Below are 18,775 nucleotides of genomic sequence, written 5' to 3'. Positions count from 1 at the left end.
CGCACCGGGCCCACCCGGCCGACGTACCGGGGCCACCGCCCAATACCCCGCGTACCCCGGCAGAAGCTGCCTGCGCCTGGATCCCGGACTACACCGGGGTCCCGGACTACACCGGGGTCCCGAACTACACCTGGATCCCGAACTACACCTGGATCCCCGAACTACACCTGGATCTCGAACCAGACCACCTTGCCGGTGGAGAGCCGGGTCGCCCCCCACCGCCGGGCCAGCCGGTTCACCAGGAACAGTCCGCGCCCGCCCTCGTCGGTCTCCCGGGCCCGGCGCTGGCGCGGCAGCTGCGGCGAGTCGTCGCCGACCTCGCAGCGCAGTACGTCGGTGCGCAGCAGCCGCAGGGTCACCGGTCGCTCCGCGTACCGCACGGCGTTGGTCACCACCTCACTGACCAGCAGCTCCACCGAGTCCGACATCTCTTCGAGGCCCCAGCGCTCCAGCGCCCTGCGCACCAGCCGCCGGGCCCGGCGGGGGGCCTGCTCCTCCGGGTCGAGGAACCAGTAGGCGACATCGCTCGGCGCGATCCCGTCGAAGCGGGCCGCGAGCAGCGCGATGTCGTCGTCCCGGTCGCCGGGACCCAGCATGTCCAGCACGTCGTCGCAGAGGGCTTCGAGCGGCGGCGAGTGGTCCGGGCCGGTCAGCTCGGCGGTGGCGGCGAGCCGCTCCCGGAGCTGCTCGATCCCCGTCCAGACGTCCCGCAGCCGCGACTCGACCAGACCGTCCGTGTACAGCAGGAGGGTGGCACCGGCCGGCGCGTCGAGCTCGACCGCCTCGAAGTCCACCCCGCCCACCCCGATCGGGGCGCCCGGCGGGACCCGCAGCACCTCCGCACGGCCGCCCAGATGCAGCAGGACCGGCGGCGGGTGGCCCGCGTTGGCGATGGTGATCCGGTGCGCCACCGGGTCGTACACCGCGTACAGGCAGGTCGCCATCCGGTCCGAGCCGAGCCGCTGGGCCTGCTCGTCCAGATGGTGCAGCACCTCGGCCGGCGGCAGATCCAGCTGCGCCAGGGTCTGGGCCGTCGTCCGCAGCTGGCCCATGATCGCGGCCGATGTCATGGAGTGCCCCATCACATCGCCCACGACCAGCGCGACCCGGCTGCCCGGCAGCGGGATCGCGTCGTACCAGTCACCGCCCACCCGTGCGGTCTCGGCCGCCGGCAGATAGCGGGAGGCCAGTTTGACGCCGGTCGGCTGGGGCAGTGAGTCCGGCAGCATGGTGCGCTGGAGCTCGTCCGCGATGTACGCCTCGCGCCCGTACAGCACCGCCTTGTCGATGCCCAGCGCGGTGTGGGTGGCCAGCTGGGCGGCGACCAGCAGGTCGTTGGGCTCGAAGGGCGGCCGGTCGGGACGGCGTACGAAGACGGCGGCGCCGATCACCCGGCGCCTGCCCCGCAGCGGGGCGAGGATCGTACGGTGTCCGTTGGGTACGGTCCGGTCGGGGCCCAGCAGCTCGGGCAGCGCGGCGCGGGCCGCGGCGGAGTCACCGAAGACCGGGCGCACACCCCGCAGCACCTCGGCGAGCGCGCCGCCCGGGGCCACCTCGCACAGCTGGGCCGCGAGCGGTTCGGGCTGCTCGTCGGAGTCCTCCTCGTCCACTAAACGCAGCCGGTCGGTACGGCGCAGCCGCAGCACGAACGGGACCACCGGCCGCTCGTCACCGACCGGCAGCGGATCGCGGAGGAAGACGAGTATCGCGTCGGAGAACGTCGGCACGGTCGCTCTGCACAGCCCGAGAACGATCTCGTCGAGGTCTATGCCCCGCGCGATACGGCGGGTGGCAGCCCCCACGAACCGGAGTCTGTCGCCCTCGCTGCGCCCGGGGGAGACCGCGGGGGCGGGCGGGGGCGCGGGGATGGACCCGGCGGCCGCCACATCGGCGTCCTGCTGCCGGGCGCGAGTGGGTTCGTGCGGCCGGGCAGCGGCGGGCTGCCGGCCTTCGTGGGAGGTGGTGTGCTCCGTCACGCGAGGGATTCCGTCCGTCCGAGGCAGGTGTGCGATGCAACCGCTTCGAGGGGTCGTATACCCGTTGTCATGGCTGCACCCCCCTGTAGTGACTTGGTAGTGACTTGCCGGTAGTGACTTGCGGTCAGTTCAGCTGCTGCACAGGTTCGTTGTCATGGGACCGTGGCAGGGCGCAGCCTTGCGGAGGACGATCCTACGTTTGATCCCCGGGGGCGCATCAAGGGTCTCACGACGGCACGTACGCGGGCGTGCGGTCCCAGTCGTCCGGCAGGACCGGCACGGTCCACTCCGGATCGGGCCGCCAGTCCTCCCAGCCGTCGGTGAAGGGCGGACCCCAGGACTCGATCAGCCCGACCGCCGCCCGGCCCGCCCGGCGCACCCGCGCCGCCTGCCCGGCGTCCATCAGCCCGGCCTGCTGGGCCTGGGCGAACTCGTCCTCGTCCAGCCACTGCCAACTGCGGTCGGGCAGCACCGAGATGTCCAGGAAGTGATCCTCCGAGTCGACACCTCCGGCCCACCGGCGGTGCGGCTCCTCCAGGTTCACGTACCAGCTCTTGAAGCGCCATCCCCGGTCCCACCAGAGCCACACCGACCAGGGTTCACGGGGCCGGGCCAGCTTCAGCACACCCATGCCCCACCAGCGGTCGCGTACGACGCTGCGGGGTCTGGTGTACCGGGTGGCCAGCGGTTCGCGGTGCACGGGGGTCCCGTCGGCGAGCTCCGGTTTCATGCACTCGGTGCCGGGTGCCAGCCAGACCGCGAGCAGCTCGTCGGTGTCCTGCACGACCGTCACCGGGCGGCAGATGTGCAGGCGGTCGGAGCCGTTGCCGCGGTAGCGCCAGAGGATGTGGTCCCCGGGCGCCCAGTGATGTGTTCCCCCTGCACCTGTCATGCGGAGATCTTAGGAGTACGGAGGGTGCGGCGCAGCGATCCGGGTCACGCGGTTGCCGGGGGCCCGCCGGCGCGGCCCGCGCCCGGGGAGGCCCGGGAGGCCGTTTCCGGCCCCTCGGCGCCCGGTCACGGCCGCGTCATGCTCAGGACGTCCAGCGCCGCGTCCAGCTGCTCGGCTGTCAGATCGCCCCGCTCCACATACCCCTCGTCCAGCACGACGTCCCGGATGGTCCTGCGCTCGGCCACCGCCCGCTTGGCGACCTTCGCGGCCTCCTCGTACCCGATGTACTTGTTCAGCGGAGTGACGACCGAGGGGGAGGACTCCGCGTACTCCCGGGTGCGCTCCGGGTGGGCGGTGATCCCGTCGACCGTGCGGTCCGCGAGCAGCCGTGCGACGTTGGCCAGCAGCCGCACCGACTCCAGGACGTTCTTGGCGATCACCGGCAGCATCACGTTCAGCTCGAAGTTGCCGGCGGCCCCGGCCGCGGCGACCGTCGCGTCGTTGCCCGTGACCTGCGCCGCCACCATCAGCACCGCTTCCGGGATCACCGGATTGACCTTGCCGGGCATGATGGAGGAACCGGGCTGGAGGTCGGGCAGCGAGATCTCGGAGAGTCCGGTGCGCGGGCCCGATGCCATCCAGCGCAGATCGTTGGAGATCTTCGTCAGCCCGGCCCCGATCGTCCGGAGCTGCCCGGACGTTTCGACGATGCCGTCCCGCGCGCTCTGTGCCTCGAAGTGGTTGCGGGCCTCGGTCAGCGGCAGCCCCGTCGCCCCGGCCACCTCGGCGATGACGGCGGCCGAGAAGCCGGGCGGGGTGTTGATGCCGGTGCCCACCGCCGTACCGCCCAGGGGCAGTTCGGCGAGGCGGGGCAGCGAGGAGTGCAGCCGCTCGACGCCGTACCTGATCTGTGCCGCGTACCCGCCGAACTCCTGGCCCAGGGTGACCGGTGTGGCGTCCATCAGATGCGTACGCCCGGACTTGACCACGTCCGAGAACTCATCGGCCTTGCGCTCCAGCGCCTCGGCCAGATGTTCCAGCGCCGGGATCAGATCACGGGTGACGGCCGCCGTCGCCGCGATGTGGATCGAGGAGGGGAAGACGTCGTTGGACGACTGCGAGGCGTTCACATGGTCGTTGGGGTGCACCGGGCGCCCCAGCCGCTCGGTGGCGAGCGTGGCCAGGACCTCGTTCATGTTCATGTTGGACGAGGTGCCGGAGCCGGTCTGGAAGACGTCCACCGGGAACTCGGCGTCCCACCGGCCGTCCACGACCTCGGCCGCGGCCTCCTGGACCGCCTGCGCCAGATCCTCCTCGACGACTCCGAGACCGGCGTTGACCTTGGCGGCCGCCGCCTTGATCCGGGCCAGCGCCTCGATATGGGCCCGTTCCAGGGTCTGCCCCGATACGGGGAAGTTCTCCACGGCGCGCTGGGTCTGGGCGCGCCACTTGGCGCCGGCCGGGACCCTCACCTCACCCATGGAGTCGTGTTCGATCCGGTACTGCTCAGTCATCGTCGTACCTCCACATCGGACAGCAACGTCTGACGGAGAGGTGTTCCCGGTCCCGGGCGGAAGATCACCCCTGGTGCCGTCCGGCCGGACGGCACCAGGGGCCAGTGCCGAGGGGGCTACGCCTGCCCGGGGGCGCGGACGGGGATGCTGAGGACGGTGGGGGACTCGGCGGGCGCCCGGAAGAAGTCGTTCCCCTTGTCGTCCACCACGATGAAGGCCGGGAAGTCCTCGACCTCGATCTTCCACACCGCCTCCATGCCCAGCTCCTCGTACTCCAGGACCTCGACCTTCTTGATGCAGTCCTGGGCGAGCCGGGCCGCCGGGCCGCCGATCGAGCCGAGGTAGAAGCCGCCGTGGCTGCCGCACGCGTCGGTGACCTGCTGCGAGCGGTTGCCCTTGGCGAGCATCACCTTGGAGCCGCCCGCGGCCTGGAACTGCTCCACGTACGAGTCCATGCGGCCGGCCGTCGTCGGGCCGAACGAACCGGACGCGTATCCCTCGGGGGTCTTGGCGGGGCCCGCGTAATAGACCGGGTGGTCCTTCAGGTACTGCGGCATCTCCTCGCCCGCGTCCAGCCGCTCCTTGATCTTGGCGTGCGCGATGTCGCGCGCCACCACCAGCGGCCCGGTCAGCGAGAGCCGGGTCTTGACCGGGAACCTGGTCAGCTCGGCGAGGATCTCGTCCATCGGCCGGTTCAGGTCGACGGATACGACGTCGCCGTCCTCCAGGTGCTCGTCCGTGGTGTCGGGCAGGAAGCGTGCCGGGTCGGTCTCCAGCTGCTCCAGGAAGACGCCTTCGGCGGTGATCTTCGCGACGGCCTGCCGGTCCGCCGAGCAGGAGACGGCGATGGCGACGGGCAGCGAGGCGCCGTGCCGGGGCAGCCGTACGACGCGGACGTCGTGGCAGAAGTACTTTCCGCCGAACTGCGCGCCGATGCCGATCTTCTGCGTCAGCTCGAAGACCTTCTGTTCGAGATCCGTGTCGCGGAAGCCGTGCCCGGTCGGCGAGCCCTCGGTGGGCAGCTCGTCCAGGTAGTGCGCGGAGGCGTACTTGGCGGTCTTGAGCGCGAACTCCGCCGACGTACCGCCCACGGTGATCGCCAGGTGGTACGGCGGGCAGGCGGCCGTACCCAGCGAACGGATCTTCTCCTCCAGGAACTTCATCATGGACGCCTCGTTGAGGACGGCCTTGGTCTCCTGGTAGAGGAACGACTTGTTGGCGGAGCCGCCGCCCTTGGCCATGAAGAGGAACTTGTAGGCGCCGCCGTCGGTCGCGTACAGCTCGATCTGCGCCGGCAGGTTCGAGCCGGTGTTCTTCTCCTCCCACATGGTGAGCGGAGCCATCTGCGAGTACCGCAGGTTCAGCTTGGTGTACGCGTCGAAGATGCCATGGGACAGCGCCTCCTCGTCACCGCCTTCGGTCAGCACGTTCTGGCCGCGCTTGCCCATGACGATCGCGGTGCCGGTGTCCTGGCACATCGGGAGGACGCCGGCGGCCGCGATGTTGGCGTTCTTCAGCAGGTCGAGCGCGACGAACTTGTCGTTGGACGACGCCTCGGGGTCGTCGACGATCTTGCGCAGCTGGGTGAGGTGGGCCGGGCGCAGATAGTGCGAGATGTCATGCATGGCCGCGGCGGCGAGGGTGCGCAGCGCCTCGGGCTCGACCTTGAGGAACGTACGCCCGTCGGCTTCGAAGGTGGAGACGCCTTCCGCGGTCACCAGCCGGTACGGCGTGGTGTCCGCTCCCACGGGAAGCAGATCGGAGTACGCAAACTCTGGCATGACGGCCATTCCTCACTCGGCAGACGCGGGCTGGCCTCCATCGGCACAGCATTCACCAGCCTAGAACCATGGGGTGGGGCCGCGGTGGTGAGGTAGGACTCACCTGGGGGTGGCTCTCGGGAGGTGCCGTATCGGCGGCTCCCGGGATGTGCCGTACGAACGCCGGCCGCGGAAACCTCCGGGCGAGACGGCCGGACAACCACTAGTCGCGATCTATCGCGTTTGGGTACGCTGGGCCGGTGGACCTCGAAAAGCATGCCCAGCAGCCGCAGCCCGTGCAGTCCGTGCAGCCCGTCGGCATCCGCGCGTCCGACGCCGACCGCGACCGGATCGCGGACATCCTCAGGGATGCACTGGCCGAGGGGCGTCTCGACGCCGAAGAGCACTCCGAGCGGATCGAGGCGGTCTACCGCGCGAAGACCCTCGCCGAGCTGGAGCCGCTGGTGCAGGACCTGCCCGCCGCAGCCGGCAGCCACCCCGGCCCCGCCGTCGCGGCCCGGCCGGTCGCGGAGGACCCGGACGCGCCGGTCACCGCCGAGAACCTGGTCGCGGTCTTCTCCAGCTCGACCAGGAAGGGCCGTTGGCGCGTCGGCCGCAGGACGAACGCCTTCTCGCTCTTCGGCAATGTCGAGATCGACCTCACCGAGGCGCTGTTCGAGCAGCGGCTGACCGTCATCAACGCCACTTCGATCTTCGGCAATGTCGAGGTCAGGGTCCCGGAGAACATCACCCTGCGCGGCAGCGGCACAGGGATCTTCGGCAACTTCGAGGTCGAGACGCTCGAATCGGAGAATCCGGAGGCGCCGGTCGTGGTGGTGAACGGCTACTCGGTCTTCGGCAACATCGAGGCGAAGCCGAAGCGGGGCAAGCTGGTGGCGGACCTGCGCGGCATGGTCGACAGGAAGCTGCGCAAGCACCTGGGGTAGGCGACCGGGCCGGCCGGGCTTGGCCCAGCGGCGGTGCCCCGGGCGGCAGTTGGGCGACCGGCGGGTCCGCCCTGGCCGGAACTCAGTGCATAGGCGTGCGCACAGCGGGTAGGGACTGCAGCATCGTCTCTCGCTCGCGAAGCCGTCGTCAGGAGTAGACCGTGCTGCATCCGCCGCATCAGTCCCTGCAGGTCGCTGCCGTGCCACCGCAGCGCGTCCCGGCACGGGAGGATCAGGCAGGGCCCTGGCATTCGGAGGCGGTGTGCCGCCGGGACGAGGCGGGGCTCTTCTTCGCGCCGTCCAAGGAGCCGACCGCGGCCAGGCTCGCCCGCGAGGAGGCGGCGAAGCGGGTCTGCGCCCGCTGTCCCGTACTCGTGGAGTGCCGGGAGCACGCCCTGGTGCAGCCCGAGCCGTACGGAGTCTGGGGCGGGCTGACGGCCGCCGAGCGCCGCGTGGTCCTCGCCCGGCGCAGGCGCCGCGAGGTGGAGCTCAGGGGCACGGTCCAGGACCCCATGGCACAGGCGGGCTGATCACGCGCACAGGCATACAGCGCGTACACGGGCATACAGCGCGTACGCAGGCGTACGGAAAGGGCGCCCCCAGCCGCACACGGGGGGCGCCCTTTCCTGCTTGTTGGCTTGTTGCTCCGGATCCGGCCGGTCCTGCCGTGCTGCCTACTTGGCCCGGTCGAAGTCCACCGTGCTGTACGCGCGCAGCTTCGACAGCCGGTGCGTCGAGTCGATCTGCCGGATCGTGCCCGACTTGGAGCGCATGACCAGCGACTGCGTCGTCGCGGTCTCGGCCCGGTAGCGCACCCCGCGCAGCAGCTCGCCGTCGGTGATGCCGGTGGCCACGAAGAACACGTTGTCTCCGCTGACCAGGTCGGTCGTGGAGAGCACCCGGTCCAGGTCGTGGCCGGCGTCGATGGCGCGCCCGCGTTCGGCGTCGTCCTTCGGCCAGAGCTTGCCCTGGATCGTGCCGCCGAGGCACTTGATCGCGCAGGCGCTGATGATGCCCTCGGGCGTACCGCCGATGCCCATCAGCAGATCGACGCCGGTCCCCTCCCGTACGGCCATGATCGAGCCCGCGACGTCGCCGTCCGAGATGAACTTGATCCGGGCGCCGGTCTCCCGGATCTCCTTGACGATGCCCTCGTGGCGGGGGCGGTCGAGGATGACCACGGTCACGTCGTCGGGCGAGGAGTTCTTCGCCTTGGCGACCCGGCGGATGTTGACCGAGACCGGGGCGTTGATGTCGACGAAGTCGGCGGCCTCGGGGCCTGTGACCAGCTTGTCCATGTAGAAGACGGCCGACGGGTCGAACATGGAGCCGCGGTCGGCGGCGGCCAGGACCGCGATGGCGTTCGGCATGCCCTTGGCGTTGAGCGTGGTGCCGTCGATCGGGTCGACCGCGATGTCGACCTCGGCGCCGGTGCCGTCACCGATGTGCTCTCCGTTGAAGAGCATCGGGGCTTCGTCCTTCTCGCCCTCGCCGATGACGACGACGCCGTTCATGGAGACGGTGGAGACGAGCGTACGCATCGCGTTGACCGCGGCACCGTCCGCACCGATCTTGTCGCCGCGCCCGACCCAGCGGCCGGCGGCCATCGCGGCGGCCTCGGTGACCCGGACGAGCTCCAGGGCGAGGTTGCGGTCCGGGGCCTCCGGGGAGACCTCCAGCTGGGAGGGGAGATGATGCTCGGTCATCGGCACGCACCTTTCTGATACGACGACGGCCGTATGTAGAGGGTTCGTTCGATTCTATCGTCCGGTCGATAAAATGAGCACCGGGGCCCACGCATGAGCAGCGCGAGGACCTGAGACGATGGGCCCGTGGCAGGTACGCGAAGCAAGCAGACAGTGCGCGGAATGATCCAGTCGATGGTGGTCATCCTGGCCGCCGTCGCGGTCATCTACGTGTTCGTTCCGCATGGTGGCACTTCGGAGCCGGTGAAGACCGTCGACTACCGCGTGGAGCAGCTCACGGCCCAGCGCGCGGCACCGTATCCGGTGCAGGCGCCGGTCGGGCTCCCGAAGGGGTGGAAGGCGACCTCCGTCTCGTACACCCAGGACGACGGCCATGCGTGGCACCTGGGCTTTCTGGACCCGGAGGAGCAGTACGTCGCGGTGGAGCAGTCCACCGGGCCGTCCGACAAGTTCGTCACGACCGTGAGCAAGGACGCGTCGAAGACATCGCAGACCCAGCAGGTGGGCGGCGAGACCTGGCAGCGCTGGAAGGGCCCCAAGTACAACGCTCTCGTACGCCGGGAACACGGCTCGACGACCGCTGTGACCGGTACGGCGCCGTACGGGCAGCTCGCGCAGATGGCGGCGGCGCTGAAGGCGGAGAAGACGGAGAAGGCGGAGACGACCGGGCAGTCCGGGCAGTCCGGGCAGTCGTAGGGATCGGGGCGGCAGCAGTAGTTACTGCTTCCTCCGCCTGTGCTTTCTCCGCCTTCCGCCGGCCCGTAGGCATGTTGCGTCCGGGGGGCCGCTGGAGTCGGCCGCGACCGGTGCACACGGAGAGGCCGCCGCACCCTCGGGGTGCGGCGGCCTCTCGTGATGTGCCGTGCGGCTGTGCCGCGTGGCCCGTGCCCGTGGCCCGTGGCCCGTGCCGTGTGTGGCTCAGACGGTCGTGATGACCTCGTCGAGCGAGAGGCGCGGGGAGCGCGGGAACCAGGCGTCCTCGCCCGGCTTGCCGATGTTGACGATCATCAGCGGGGTGTGGTCGTCGTCCAGGAACTCCTTCTGGACACCGGCGAAGTCGAAGCCCGTCATCGGGCCCGCGGCCAGACCGGCGGCGCGCACGCCGACGATGAAGTAACCGGCCTGCAGGGTGGCGTTGAGGAGGGCGGCCTGCTCACGCGCCGGGCGCTCCGAGAAGAACGCGTCCTTGGCCTGCGGGAAGTGCGGGAACAGCTGCGGGAGCTCCTCGTGGAACTCGTTGTCGGCGGAGAGGATCGCGACCAGCGGGGCGGTGGCGGTCTTCGGCCGGTTGCCCTCGGCCATGTGCTCCACCAGGCGCTCGCGAGCCTCGGGGGAGCGGACCAGGGTGATGCGCAGCGGCGACTGGTTGAAGGCGGTCGGGCCGAACTTGACCAGGTCGTAGATCGCCTGCACCTGCTCCTCGGTCACCGGCTCGTCAGTGAAGGTGTTCGCGGTGCGGGCCTCGCGGAAGAGGAGGTCCTGGGCGGCGGGGTCGAGAACGAGCGACATCTTTCGTACCTTCCGGACATGCGGTGGATCAAGGGATGCTCCGACTGTACGGCGAAGATGTATTAAGTTTCAACTAAATCCGTCCCGACGTGACCGGCCTCACAGCCCACCCGCGCCAAGCGCTCGGACGGCCTCGCACCTGACCCGTGACCAGCGGCATTCACCCGCCCCGTACCGGGCCCCCGGCCCCGGACCGCTCTCACTCCTCGCCGGACCCCGTACCTTCCGGACCCGACCCCTCCGGTCCCGTACCGTCCGCGAGCGCCGCGTCCAGCCGGGCCCGCGCGCCCTCAAGCCAGCCGCGGCAGACCTTGGCCAGCTCCTCACCACGTTCCCACAGCGCCAGGGACTCCTCCAGGGTCGTCCCCCCGGTCTCCAGCCGCCGTACGACATCGATCAGCTCGTCGCGCGCCTGCTCGTAGCCGAGCGCCGTCTCATCCGTCTTCGCCTGTGCCATCTCATCCACCCTGGTCTCATCCACCCTGGTCCCGTCGGCCCCATTCGTTGCGGCCACATCCACGCTGAATCTCACCCCGGAAGCCCGGAACCCCGGAGGCCCGGAAACTGCTGAACCTGCTGCGGCTACTGCGGCTCTTCGGAGCCCCGGGGCTCCCGCCGCTGCGGGCTCACCGTCACACCGAGCTCTCCTCCGGCGACTCTGGCCCGCAGCGGCTCCCCGTCCGTGACCTCGCCGGGTGCGCGCACCACTGCTCCGTCCTCCCGCTGGAGCACCGCGTACCCCCGCTCCAGGGTCGCCGCCGGGGAGAGCGCGACCACACGGGCCCGGGTGTGCGAGAGCTCCGAGTCCGCGCGGTCCAGCAGATGCCGCAGTGTCCGCCGGGCGCGCTCCACCAGCGCGCCGACAACTTCCTCGCGCTCCTCGACCATCCGCTGCGGCCGCTCCATCGACGGCCGGGCGAGCGCTGCGGCCAGCCCGCGCTGCTCCCGGTCGAGCAGCCCCTGCACGGTCCGCAGGGAGCGGTCCCGCAGTTGCCGTACGCGCTCCAGCTCCTCCCCGACATCCGGTACGGCCTTCTTCGCCGCATCCGTCGGGGTGGACGCCCGGACATCGGCCACCAGGTCGAGCAGGGGCGAGTCCGGCTCATGCCCGATCGCCGACACCACCGGCGTACCGCACGCGGCCACGGCACGGATCAGCTGCTCGTCCGAGAAGGGGAGCAGGTCCTCCACGCTGCCGCCGCCGCGCGCCACGATGATCACGTCCACATCCGGCAGCCGGTCCAGTGCCTGTACGGCATCGACCACCTGGGACACCGCGCGTACCCCCTGCACCGCCACATTCCGCACCTCGAAGCGGACGGCCGGCCAGCGCCGCCGGGCGTTCTCCAGCACGTCCCGCTCCGCCGCACTCGCGCGCCCGGTCACCAGACCGATCAGCTGCGGCAGAAACGGTATGGGCCTCTTCCGGTCCAGGGCGAAGAGCCCTTCGGCGGCCAGGGTCCGTTTCAACTGCTCCAGGCGAGCGAGCAGTTCACCGATGCCCACCGGCTTGATCTCCACGGCTCGCAGCGAAAGCTGACCGCGCGGCGCATACCACTCCGGCTTCGCGTGGACCACGACCCGCGCGCCCTCCGCCACCACATCGGCCACCGCGTCGAAGACCTGGCGGAAACAGGTCACCGACACCGAGATGTCGTACGAGGGGTCGCGCAGCGTCAGGAACACCACCCCTGCCCCGGGCCTGCGGGAGAGCTGGGTGATCTGCCCCTCGACCCACACCGCGCCGAGCCGGTCGATCCACCCTCCGATGAGCCGTGACACCTCGCCGACGGGGAGCGGCGCGTCCGCACTCGTATTCAGAGCCATGTACGCAGGCTAAGCGGTGCCACCGACAACGGGACGGCCACACGTGGTCCGCGTGACGGCGAGGGGCTGTCCCGTAATCCCTGGTGGATCAGCGTACGGCGTCAGATGCGGTGCATCGCAAGGCGGAGGGGCGTCCGCATACTGGATGTATTCGGGCGTTCCGACAACGCGGCGAGGTGCCGTAGCTGGCGTCGTACGCCCGCCAGGGATTACGGGACAGCCCCTAGGCTCTCCCCCACGCAACCGCGCCCGGCGAGCACCCCGCTGCACGAGCCCCCTGCCTCACGACCGGCGACCGCCCCACGCCCCATCCCCCGGCCCCACCCCGTACCGCTGCTCACACGTCGAGCCCCGCCCGGCGGCTCCGCTGCACGGCGAAGATCACGAGACCGGCCACCAGCCAGACCAGCCCGACCCACTGGGCCGCGCTCGTCGCCTCCACGATCACCGCGATCGTCACCGCCGCCCCCAGCACCGGCAGCAGCACATGCCGCCACCAGACCGGCGGCCCCTCACCCTTCCGTACCGCGAACCAGCCCACCACCGACGCGTGCAGCAGCAGGAACGCGGTCAGCGCCCCGATGTCGACCACCGAGACCAGCCGGTCCAGGCCGTCGTCCCGGCGTGCCGCCCACACCGCGGCGATCAGCGTCACCACCGCCGCCAGCAGCACCGCGACCCGCGGGACCCCGGAGGGGCCGTCCACCTTGGAGAGGGCGTGCGGCAGCCGCCGGTCGCGCCCCATGGCGAAGAGCAGCCGGCCCGCCGCCGCCTGTCCGGCGAGGGCGGCGAAGGCGGCGCCGATCGCCTTGCTCACCGCGACCAGGTCGTGCAGCCAGCTGCCGACCGCCGCGTCCACCGTGTCGTAGAAGGCCGAGCCTTGCGCCACCGGCTTCGCGGCCAGCTGGGCGGACGACATCGGCTCCAGGAGCGCCGCCAGATACGACTGCACGATGAAGAGCACCCCCGCGAGGACCAGGCAGAACAGCACCGCCCGCGCGACCTTCGCCGACCCGCCGGTGACCTCCTCGGCGAACGAGGCGATCGCGTCGAAGCCCAGATACGAGAGCACCGCCACGGACACCGCCCCGAGCACCGCCGTCAGCGAGAACCCGCCGTCGCCGGTGAAGGGCGTCGCCCAGCCCCGGTTCGTACCGTTCTGGACGAGCACCACGACCGCGGTCACCACGAACACCGCCAGGACGGCGATCTCCATGGCGAGCACCGCGAACCCGACCAGGGCGGCGGCCCGTACGCCCCACAGATTCAGCCCCGTGGTCACCACCACGGCGATCGCTGTCCACACCCACCGCGACACCGAGGGCACCAGCGAGTTCATCGCGATGCCCGAGAAGAGGTACGCGACCGCCGGGATCAGCAGATAGTCGAGCATCGCCATCCACCCGGCGATGAAGCCAGGTCCGGGGCCGAGCCCCTTGCGGGCGTAGGCGAAGACCGAACCGGCCTGCGGCACGACCCGCACCATCTGCGCGTAACTGAACGCGGTGAAGGCCATCGCGATCGTCGACGCGATGTAGACGAGTGCGACGGCGCCGTGCGACTTGGCGTCGAGGGTGCCGAAGATCCCGACCGGGGCCATCGGGGCGATGAAGAGCAGCCCGTATACGACCAAATCCCGGAATCCGAGATTCCGATGTAGTTTCGGCGCCTTCACACCACTGCCCGCGGCCGTCTCGTCAGAAGTCATGGCATCAGTCTTCCCACAAGTCGGGACGCTGCCCCGGCTGACGCGGCCCAACGGTCCCGCCCGTGCCGGACGGCCCCGCCGGCCCACGGCCCGCGGCGGTACAGGCCGTTACGATGGACCGCATGACTGCTACGCCCAGCCCGTCACCCGCCACCCCGACCGGAGACGCCGCGCGGGGCACCGGCGCCCGCCGAGTCCTGCTGGCCGCCCCGCGCGGGTACTGCGCGGGTGTGGACCGCGCCGTGATCGCCGTCGAGAAGGCCCTTGAGCAGTACGGTGCGCCGGTCTACGTCCGCAAGGAGATCGTCCACAACAAGTACGTCGTACAGACGCTGGAGAAGAAGGGCGCCGTCTTCGTCGACGAGACGCAGGAGGTGCCGGAGGGCTCCATCGTCGTCTTCTCGGCGCACGGCGTGGCCCCCGTCGTCCACGACGAGGCCGCCCAGCGCAGTCTGGCCACCATCGACGCCACCTGCCCCCTGGTGACGAAGGTCCACAAGGAAGCTGTCCGCTTCGCGAACGACGACTACGACATCCTGCTGATCGGCCACGAGGGCCATGAGGAGGTCATCGGTACGAGCGGCGAGGCGCCCGAGCACATCACGCTCGTCGACGGCCCCGAGGACGTCGCCAATGTCACCGTGCGCGACGAGTCGAAGGTCGTCTGGCTCTCCCAGACCACGCTCTCCGTCGACGAGACGATGGAGACGGTCGACGCGCTCAAGGAGAAGTTCCCGCAGCTGATCTCGCCGCCCAGCGACGACATCTGCTACGCCACGCAGAACCGCCAGACCGCGGTGAAGCAGATGGGCGCGGACGCCGACCTGGTCATCGTGGTCGGCTCCAAGAACTCGTCCAACTCGGTACGGCTGGTCGAGGTCGCCCTCGGCGCCGGCGCCCGCGCCTCCCACCTGGTGGACTTCGCGGACGAGCTGGACGAGGCGTGGCTGGACGGCGTCACCACGGTCGGTGTGACCTCGGGCGCCTCCGTCCCGGAGATCCTGGTCGACGGCGTACTGGAGTGGCTCGCCGCCAGGGGCTTCGGCGACGTGGAGATCGTGAAGGCGGCCGAGGAGTCGATCACCTTCTCGCTCCCCAAGGAGCTCCGCCGCGACCTGCGCGCGGAGGCCGCGGACCTGTCGGCGGACCGGTAGCGGACCAGCAACGGCCGCCGAACCGCCTACAGCCTTCTCCGAGCGGCTACAGCCGTCGAAGCCCGGAACTCTCTGGAACTCCCTCCGACAAGTGACGGAGCGCTCCACGCCGTAACGTGGGGTCATGCAGATCTTCGGTGTGGACATCGGCGGATCCGGGATCAAGGGCGCTCCCGTTGACCTGGACCGCGGAGATTTGGCGCAGGAGCGCCACAAAGTACTGACCCCCCATCCGGCCACACCCGACGGTGTGGCCGACGGGGTCGCCGATGTCGTCAAGAACTTCGACTGGTCGGGGACGGTGGGCATCACCTTCCCCGGCGTGGTCACCGACGGCATGGTCCGTACCGCGGCCAATGTCGACAAGAGCTGGATCGGCGTCGACGCGGCCACGCTGATCGGCGGCAGACTCGGCCTCCCGGTGACCGTGCTGAACGACGCGGACGCCGCCGGCATCGCGGAGATGACCTTCGGAGCGGGCCGCGACCACAAGGGCACGGTCATCCTGCTCACCTTCGGTACGGGCATCGGTTCGGCCGTCTTCCGTAACGGAGCGCTGGTCCCCAACACCGAACTGGGCCACCTCGAACTGCACGGCCACGACGCCGAGACCCGCGCCTCGACCAAGGCCAAGGAGGACGAGGACCTGGGCTGGCACCACTGGGCGCACCGGGTGCAGAAGTACCTGGAGCACGTGGAGATGCTGTTCTCGCCCGAACTGTTCATCATCGGCGGCGGCGTCAGCCGCAAGGCCGACAAGTTCCTGCCCCTGATCGAGAACGTACGAGCCGAGATCGTCCCCGCCCAACTGCAGAACAACGCGGGCATCGTGGGCGCGGCGATGGCGGCGTCCAGCCGCTGAGCGCGGTGGCAGCGGGGCGCGCTCTCGGGAGCGCCCCGCAGGCCGCCCGGCCGGGCGGCCAGGTCAGCGGCAGTGAGCTTCAGCCAGGACCGGCGGCGGGCCCCCTCGCCCACGGCGTGCCCTGTGACCGAGAGCGAGCCCGGTCACCGAGAACGAGTTCGGTCACCGGCAGCGGACCTGTCACCGGCAGCGGCCGGGGCAGCGGCCGGGGCATCGGTAACGCCACCGGATCACCGGTAACGCCGCCGGGTCATCGATAGTGCCACCGGGTCATCGGTAACGCCGCCGGATCAGCCGGACCTTCCGTACGGTGGTGATGACCCCGGCGACGAGCGTCCCGCCGTAGAGCCAGCCGGCGTTCAGCGCCAGTGTCGTGACCACGGCGACGATACGGCCGCCGGCCCCACCGGTGCCCCCGGCGATCATCAGCGAGCCGAAGGCGAACGAGATCGGCACACTGATGGGCGCGGTCACCAGATCGGCGGGCCGCACCCAGAGAGCGGTCAGCGCGGCGACGGGCAGGAAGAACAGGCCGTACATCAGCGGCCCGCCGTCGAAGAGCAGCGAGTCCACACAGCCGACCAGGAACATCACAGCCGCGCTGAAGATCCCGCCGCCGAGACCGGTCAGCCGGGGGTTGGGGAACCGGCGCATCGCGACCACCACCGGCGGCGCCGGGCGGGCGGCCCGCACCGGGGCCGCCCGGTAGACGGTCGCAGGCCCGGACGCCGCGATGGTGCTCTCGGAAGGACCGTCGGCCTGAGTCGTACGAATCCTGGGTCGCTGCTCCACGTGACCAAAGTAGGTCGCAAGCCGGGAGGAATCCGGCGTTGGACACGCGCTTTGGGCGAGCTTGGCGAACAGTTCGATCCGATGGGGCGCCGGGGCCCTGGCGACACGCCCGTAAACTGGGGGATCGGCCCACCCCGGGCCGGTACATCAGCTCTCGCTACGGGAAGTCGCCAACGTGTCGCTCACGATCGGAATCGTCGGCCTGCCGAATGTCGGCAAGTCGACCCTGTTCAACGCCCTGACCAAGAACGACGTGCTGGCGGCCAACTACCCGTTCGCCACCATCGAGCCGAACGTCGGAGTCGTGGGCGTCCCCGACAGCCGGCTGGCCGTGCTGGCCGAGGTCTTCAACTCCCAGAAGGTCATCCCGGCGACCGTCGACTTCGTCGACATCGCGGGCATCGTACGGGGCGCGAGCGAGGGCGAGGGGCTCGGCAACAAGTTCCTCGCCAACATCCGCGAGTCCGATGCGATCTGCCAGGTCATCCGGGCCTTCCAGGACGAGAACGTCGTCCACGTCGACGGCAAGGTCTCACCCAAGGACGACATCGAGACCATCAACACCGAGCTGATCCTCGCGGACCTCCAGTCGGTGGAGAAGGCGGTCCCGCGCCTCCAGAAGGAGTCCCGCCTCCAGAAGGAGAAGGTCGCGGTGCTCGCGGCCGTCGAGGAGGCCCGGAAGATCCTCGAAGCGGGCACCACGCTCTTCGCGGCGGGCATCACGGCCAACACCGAGAAGGGCCGCCTCCTCCACGAGCTCCACCTGCTCACCACCAAGCCCTTCCTCTACGTCTTCAACGTGGACGAGGACGAACTGGTCGACGAGGACTTCAAGAACCAGCAGCGCGCCCTGGTCGCCCCCGCGGAGGCGATCTTCCTCAACGCCAAGATCGAGTCCGAGCTGATCGAGCTGGACGACGCGGAGGCCCTGGAACTCCTCCAGTCCATGGGCCAGGAGGAACCGGGCCTGGCCACCCTGGGCCGCGTCGGCTTCGCCACCCTGGGCCTGCAGACCTACCTGACGGCCGGCCCGAAGGAATCCCGCGCCTGGACAATCAAGAAGGGCGCCACGGCCCCGGAGGCGGCCGGCGTGATCCACACCGACTTCCAGAAGGGCTTCATCAAGGCCGAGGTCATCTCCTTCGCCGACCTGATCGAAACGGGCTCGGTCGCCGAGGCCCGCTCCAAGGGCAAGGCCCGGATGGAGGGCAAGGAGTATGTGATGCAGGATGGGGATGTGGTGGAGTTCCGCTTCAACATTTAGAAAGTTAATGCTCTCTGATCTGAGATCATTAAAACCTTGAGCAGGGCTCGCCTACTAAGGCGAGCCCTGCTCTGTTGGCACCGCATCGGTGGCAACTAAGACCGGTACCAAGCTGCTGCTGAATCCCTCGTACCACCCGCAGATTTTTTTCATTTCCCCCAGAATGTTCGATGTGAGTTCGGTGATCTCGTACCGGAGGCAGCCACTCGCGGTGCGCGGCGGGGAACCGCGGTCTTATCGACGCTACAGGGGACGCCATAGAAGCGCCTTGAGTCCCTTGATCTTGTATGGCCGCAATTTGCCCTAGTTCCCTTCTCGCTTTCCGTTCTGTTCACCGTCGCGACCCCACAGACGGCGACGGTCAGAGCTATACGCTTTCGCGGAGGACTTCCATAACGATGACAGGGAAGTTGAAGTCACGGGGGGCCAGGCTTCGAGGTCGGTGGGCCGAACTCAATTCAGGTACACGTGATCTGGGCCGCTGAGCTCATATCGATGTGTCTGGGGCGAGCTATGTGTGGCGAAGTAGCCCCGGGGGCTCCGACTGTTAGTCGTCGGGGCAGGTGGTCTGGGCCGCCAGGGCTGGGTTCGTGATCTCCGCGCCTGGCTTGAGGAGGAGCGTCTGGCGCCTTCAGGTCAGTGATGAAGACCGCGATGGCGAGGGTTCCGTGGGGGCGCCGGAAGATCTTGGCGGTGATGTGGATGGGGGGGGGCGTGGAGGACCAGCTTGGCGACCGCGGCACCCATCGTCCAGAGCTGGGCGGGGTCGTCCTGGTGACAGTTAAGTGACGACCCTGCCGGGGCGCTGTCGCTGAGGATCGCCCTCTTAGATCCGGAGCGGAGGGCCAGGGACTCGGCTGTCAC

At 69.8% G+C, this 18,775-nt stretch carries 16 protein-coding genes; 6 read left to right on the top strand and 10 right to left on the bottom strand.

Annotated elements, in window-relative coordinates; genetic code table 11:
- Nucleotides 1-161: 161 nt before the first annotated feature.
- From ACWGKJ_RS28155 to ACWGKJ_RS28140, 4 genes are all read right to left on the bottom strand, one after another.
- Nucleotides 162-1,976: a SpoIIE family protein phosphatase gene (locus ACWGKJ_RS28155; RefSeq protein ID WP_385033449.1), complete on the bottom strand. Its 1,815-nt coding sequence runs from the start codon at nt 1,974-1,976 to the stop codon at nt 162-164.
- A gap of 226 nt (nt 1,977-2,202) precedes the next feature.
- Nucleotides 2,203-2,868, bottom strand: a complete 666-nt coding sequence (gene fomD, locus ACWGKJ_RS28150) for a cytidylyl-2-hydroxypropylphosphonate hydrolase (protein WP_385033452.1) — start codon at nt 2,866-2,868, stop codon at nt 2,203-2,205.
- 125 nt (nt 2,869-2,993) lie between these two features.
- Nucleotides 2,994-4,382: a class II fumarate hydratase gene (locus ACWGKJ_RS28145; protein ID WP_385033454.1), complete on the bottom strand. Its 1,389-nt coding sequence runs from the start codon at nt 4,380-4,382 to the stop codon at nt 2,994-2,996.
- A 116-nt stretch (nt 4,383-4,498) separates the two neighbouring features.
- Nucleotides 4,499-6,163, bottom strand: a complete 1,665-nt coding sequence (locus ACWGKJ_RS28140; protein ID WP_385033457.1) for a fumarate hydratase — start codon at nt 6,161-6,163, stop codon at nt 4,499-4,501.
- Nucleotides 6,164-6,402: 239 nt separating this feature from the next.
- On the opposite strand from ACWGKJ_RS28140, the gene ACWGKJ_RS28135 reads away from it, so the two are divergent.
- Together ACWGKJ_RS28135 and ACWGKJ_RS28130 are read left to right on the top strand one after the other, a co-directional pair.
- On the top strand, nt 6,403-7,089 hold the full coding sequence (locus ACWGKJ_RS28135; protein WP_385033459.1) for a DUF1707 SHOCT-like domain-containing protein: 687 nt from the start codon (nt 6,403-6,405) through the stop codon (nt 7,087-7,089).
- 161 nt (nt 7,090-7,250) lie between these two features.
- Complete coding sequence (locus ACWGKJ_RS28130; RefSeq protein ID WP_385033461.1) at nt 7,251-7,619, top strand: WhiB family transcriptional regulator; 369 nt, start codon at nt 7,251-7,253, stop codon at nt 7,617-7,619.
- Nucleotides 7,620-7,763: 144 nt separating this feature from the next.
- Here the strand turns inward: ACWGKJ_RS28130 and glpX are convergent, their stop codons facing one another.
- Nucleotides 7,764-8,795 (bottom strand): class II fructose-bisphosphatase, encoded by a 1,032-nt coding sequence (gene glpX / locus ACWGKJ_RS28125; RefSeq protein WP_385033464.1) that lies wholly within the window; start codon nt 8,793-8,795, stop codon nt 7,764-7,766.
- 126 nt (nt 8,796-8,921) lie between these two features.
- Between glpX and ACWGKJ_RS28120 the strand changes: the two genes are divergently transcribed.
- Nucleotides 8,922-9,491 (top strand): DUF4245 domain-containing protein, encoded by a 570-nt coding sequence (locus ACWGKJ_RS28120; RefSeq protein ID WP_385033467.1) that lies wholly within the window; start codon nt 8,922-8,924, stop codon nt 9,489-9,491.
- A 222-nt stretch (nt 9,492-9,713) separates the two neighbouring features.
- On the opposite strand, the gene ACWGKJ_RS28115 is transcribed toward ACWGKJ_RS28120, so the two are convergent.
- From ACWGKJ_RS28115 to ACWGKJ_RS28100, 4 genes are all read right to left on the bottom strand, one after another.
- Nucleotides 9,714-10,304, bottom strand: a complete 591-nt coding sequence (locus ACWGKJ_RS28115) for a malonic semialdehyde reductase (protein WP_385023379.1) — start codon at nt 10,302-10,304, stop codon at nt 9,714-9,716.
- 199 nt (nt 10,305-10,503) lie between these two features.
- A complete protein-coding gene (locus ACWGKJ_RS28110) occupies nt 10,504-10,761 on the bottom strand; it encodes an exodeoxyribonuclease VII small subunit (RefSeq protein ID WP_385023377.1) in 258 nt (85 codons plus the stop codon).
- Between the two features lie 125 nt (nt 10,762-10,886).
- Nucleotides 10,887-12,131, bottom strand: coding sequence for an exodeoxyribonuclease VII large subunit (xseA, locus tag ACWGKJ_RS28105; RefSeq protein ID WP_385023375.1), 1,245 nt, complete (start codon nt 12,129-12,131; stop codon nt 10,887-10,889).
- Between the two features lie 337 nt (nt 12,132-12,468).
- Nucleotides 12,469-13,839, bottom strand: a complete 1,371-nt coding sequence (locus ACWGKJ_RS28100; protein ID WP_385023373.1) for an APC family permease — start codon at nt 13,837-13,839, stop codon at nt 12,469-12,471.
- A gap of 122 nt (nt 13,840-13,961) precedes the next feature.
- Here ACWGKJ_RS28100 and ACWGKJ_RS28095 point away from each other — a divergent pair, with 122 nt between their 5' ends.
- Both ACWGKJ_RS28095 and ppgK read left to right on the top strand, forming a co-directional pair.
- Nucleotides 13,962-14,993: a 4-hydroxy-3-methylbut-2-enyl diphosphate reductase gene (locus tag ACWGKJ_RS28095; protein ID WP_385023371.1), complete on the top strand. Its 1,032-nt coding sequence runs from the start codon at nt 13,962-13,964 to the stop codon at nt 14,991-14,993.
- Between the two features lie 124 nt (nt 14,994-15,117).
- Nucleotides 15,118-15,855 (top strand): polyphosphate--glucose phosphotransferase, encoded by a 738-nt coding sequence (gene ppgK / locus ACWGKJ_RS28090; protein ID WP_385023369.1) that lies wholly within the window; start codon nt 15,118-15,120, stop codon nt 15,853-15,855.
- A gap of 270 nt (nt 15,856-16,125) precedes the next feature.
- Here the strand turns inward: ppgK and ACWGKJ_RS28085 are convergent, their stop codons facing one another.
- Nucleotides 16,126-16,509 (bottom strand): DUF6542 domain-containing protein, encoded by a 384-nt coding sequence (locus ACWGKJ_RS28085; RefSeq protein WP_385023381.1) that lies wholly within the window; start codon nt 16,507-16,509, stop codon nt 16,126-16,128.
- 313 nt (nt 16,510-16,822) lie between these two features.
- Here ACWGKJ_RS28085 and ychF point away from each other — a divergent pair, with 313 nt between their 5' ends.
- A complete protein-coding gene (gene ychF / locus ACWGKJ_RS28080) occupies nt 16,823-17,911 on the top strand; it encodes a redox-regulated ATPase YchF (RefSeq protein WP_385023367.1) in 1,089 nt (362 codons plus the stop codon).
- The last annotated feature ends 864 nt before the right edge of the window (nt 17,912-18,775 follow it).

Source organism: Streptomyces sp. NPDC054757 (assembly GCF_053612185.1).
The sequence above is the reverse complement of the archived record's forward strand: the minus strand, read 5'-3'. Positions and strand labels throughout refer to the sequence as shown.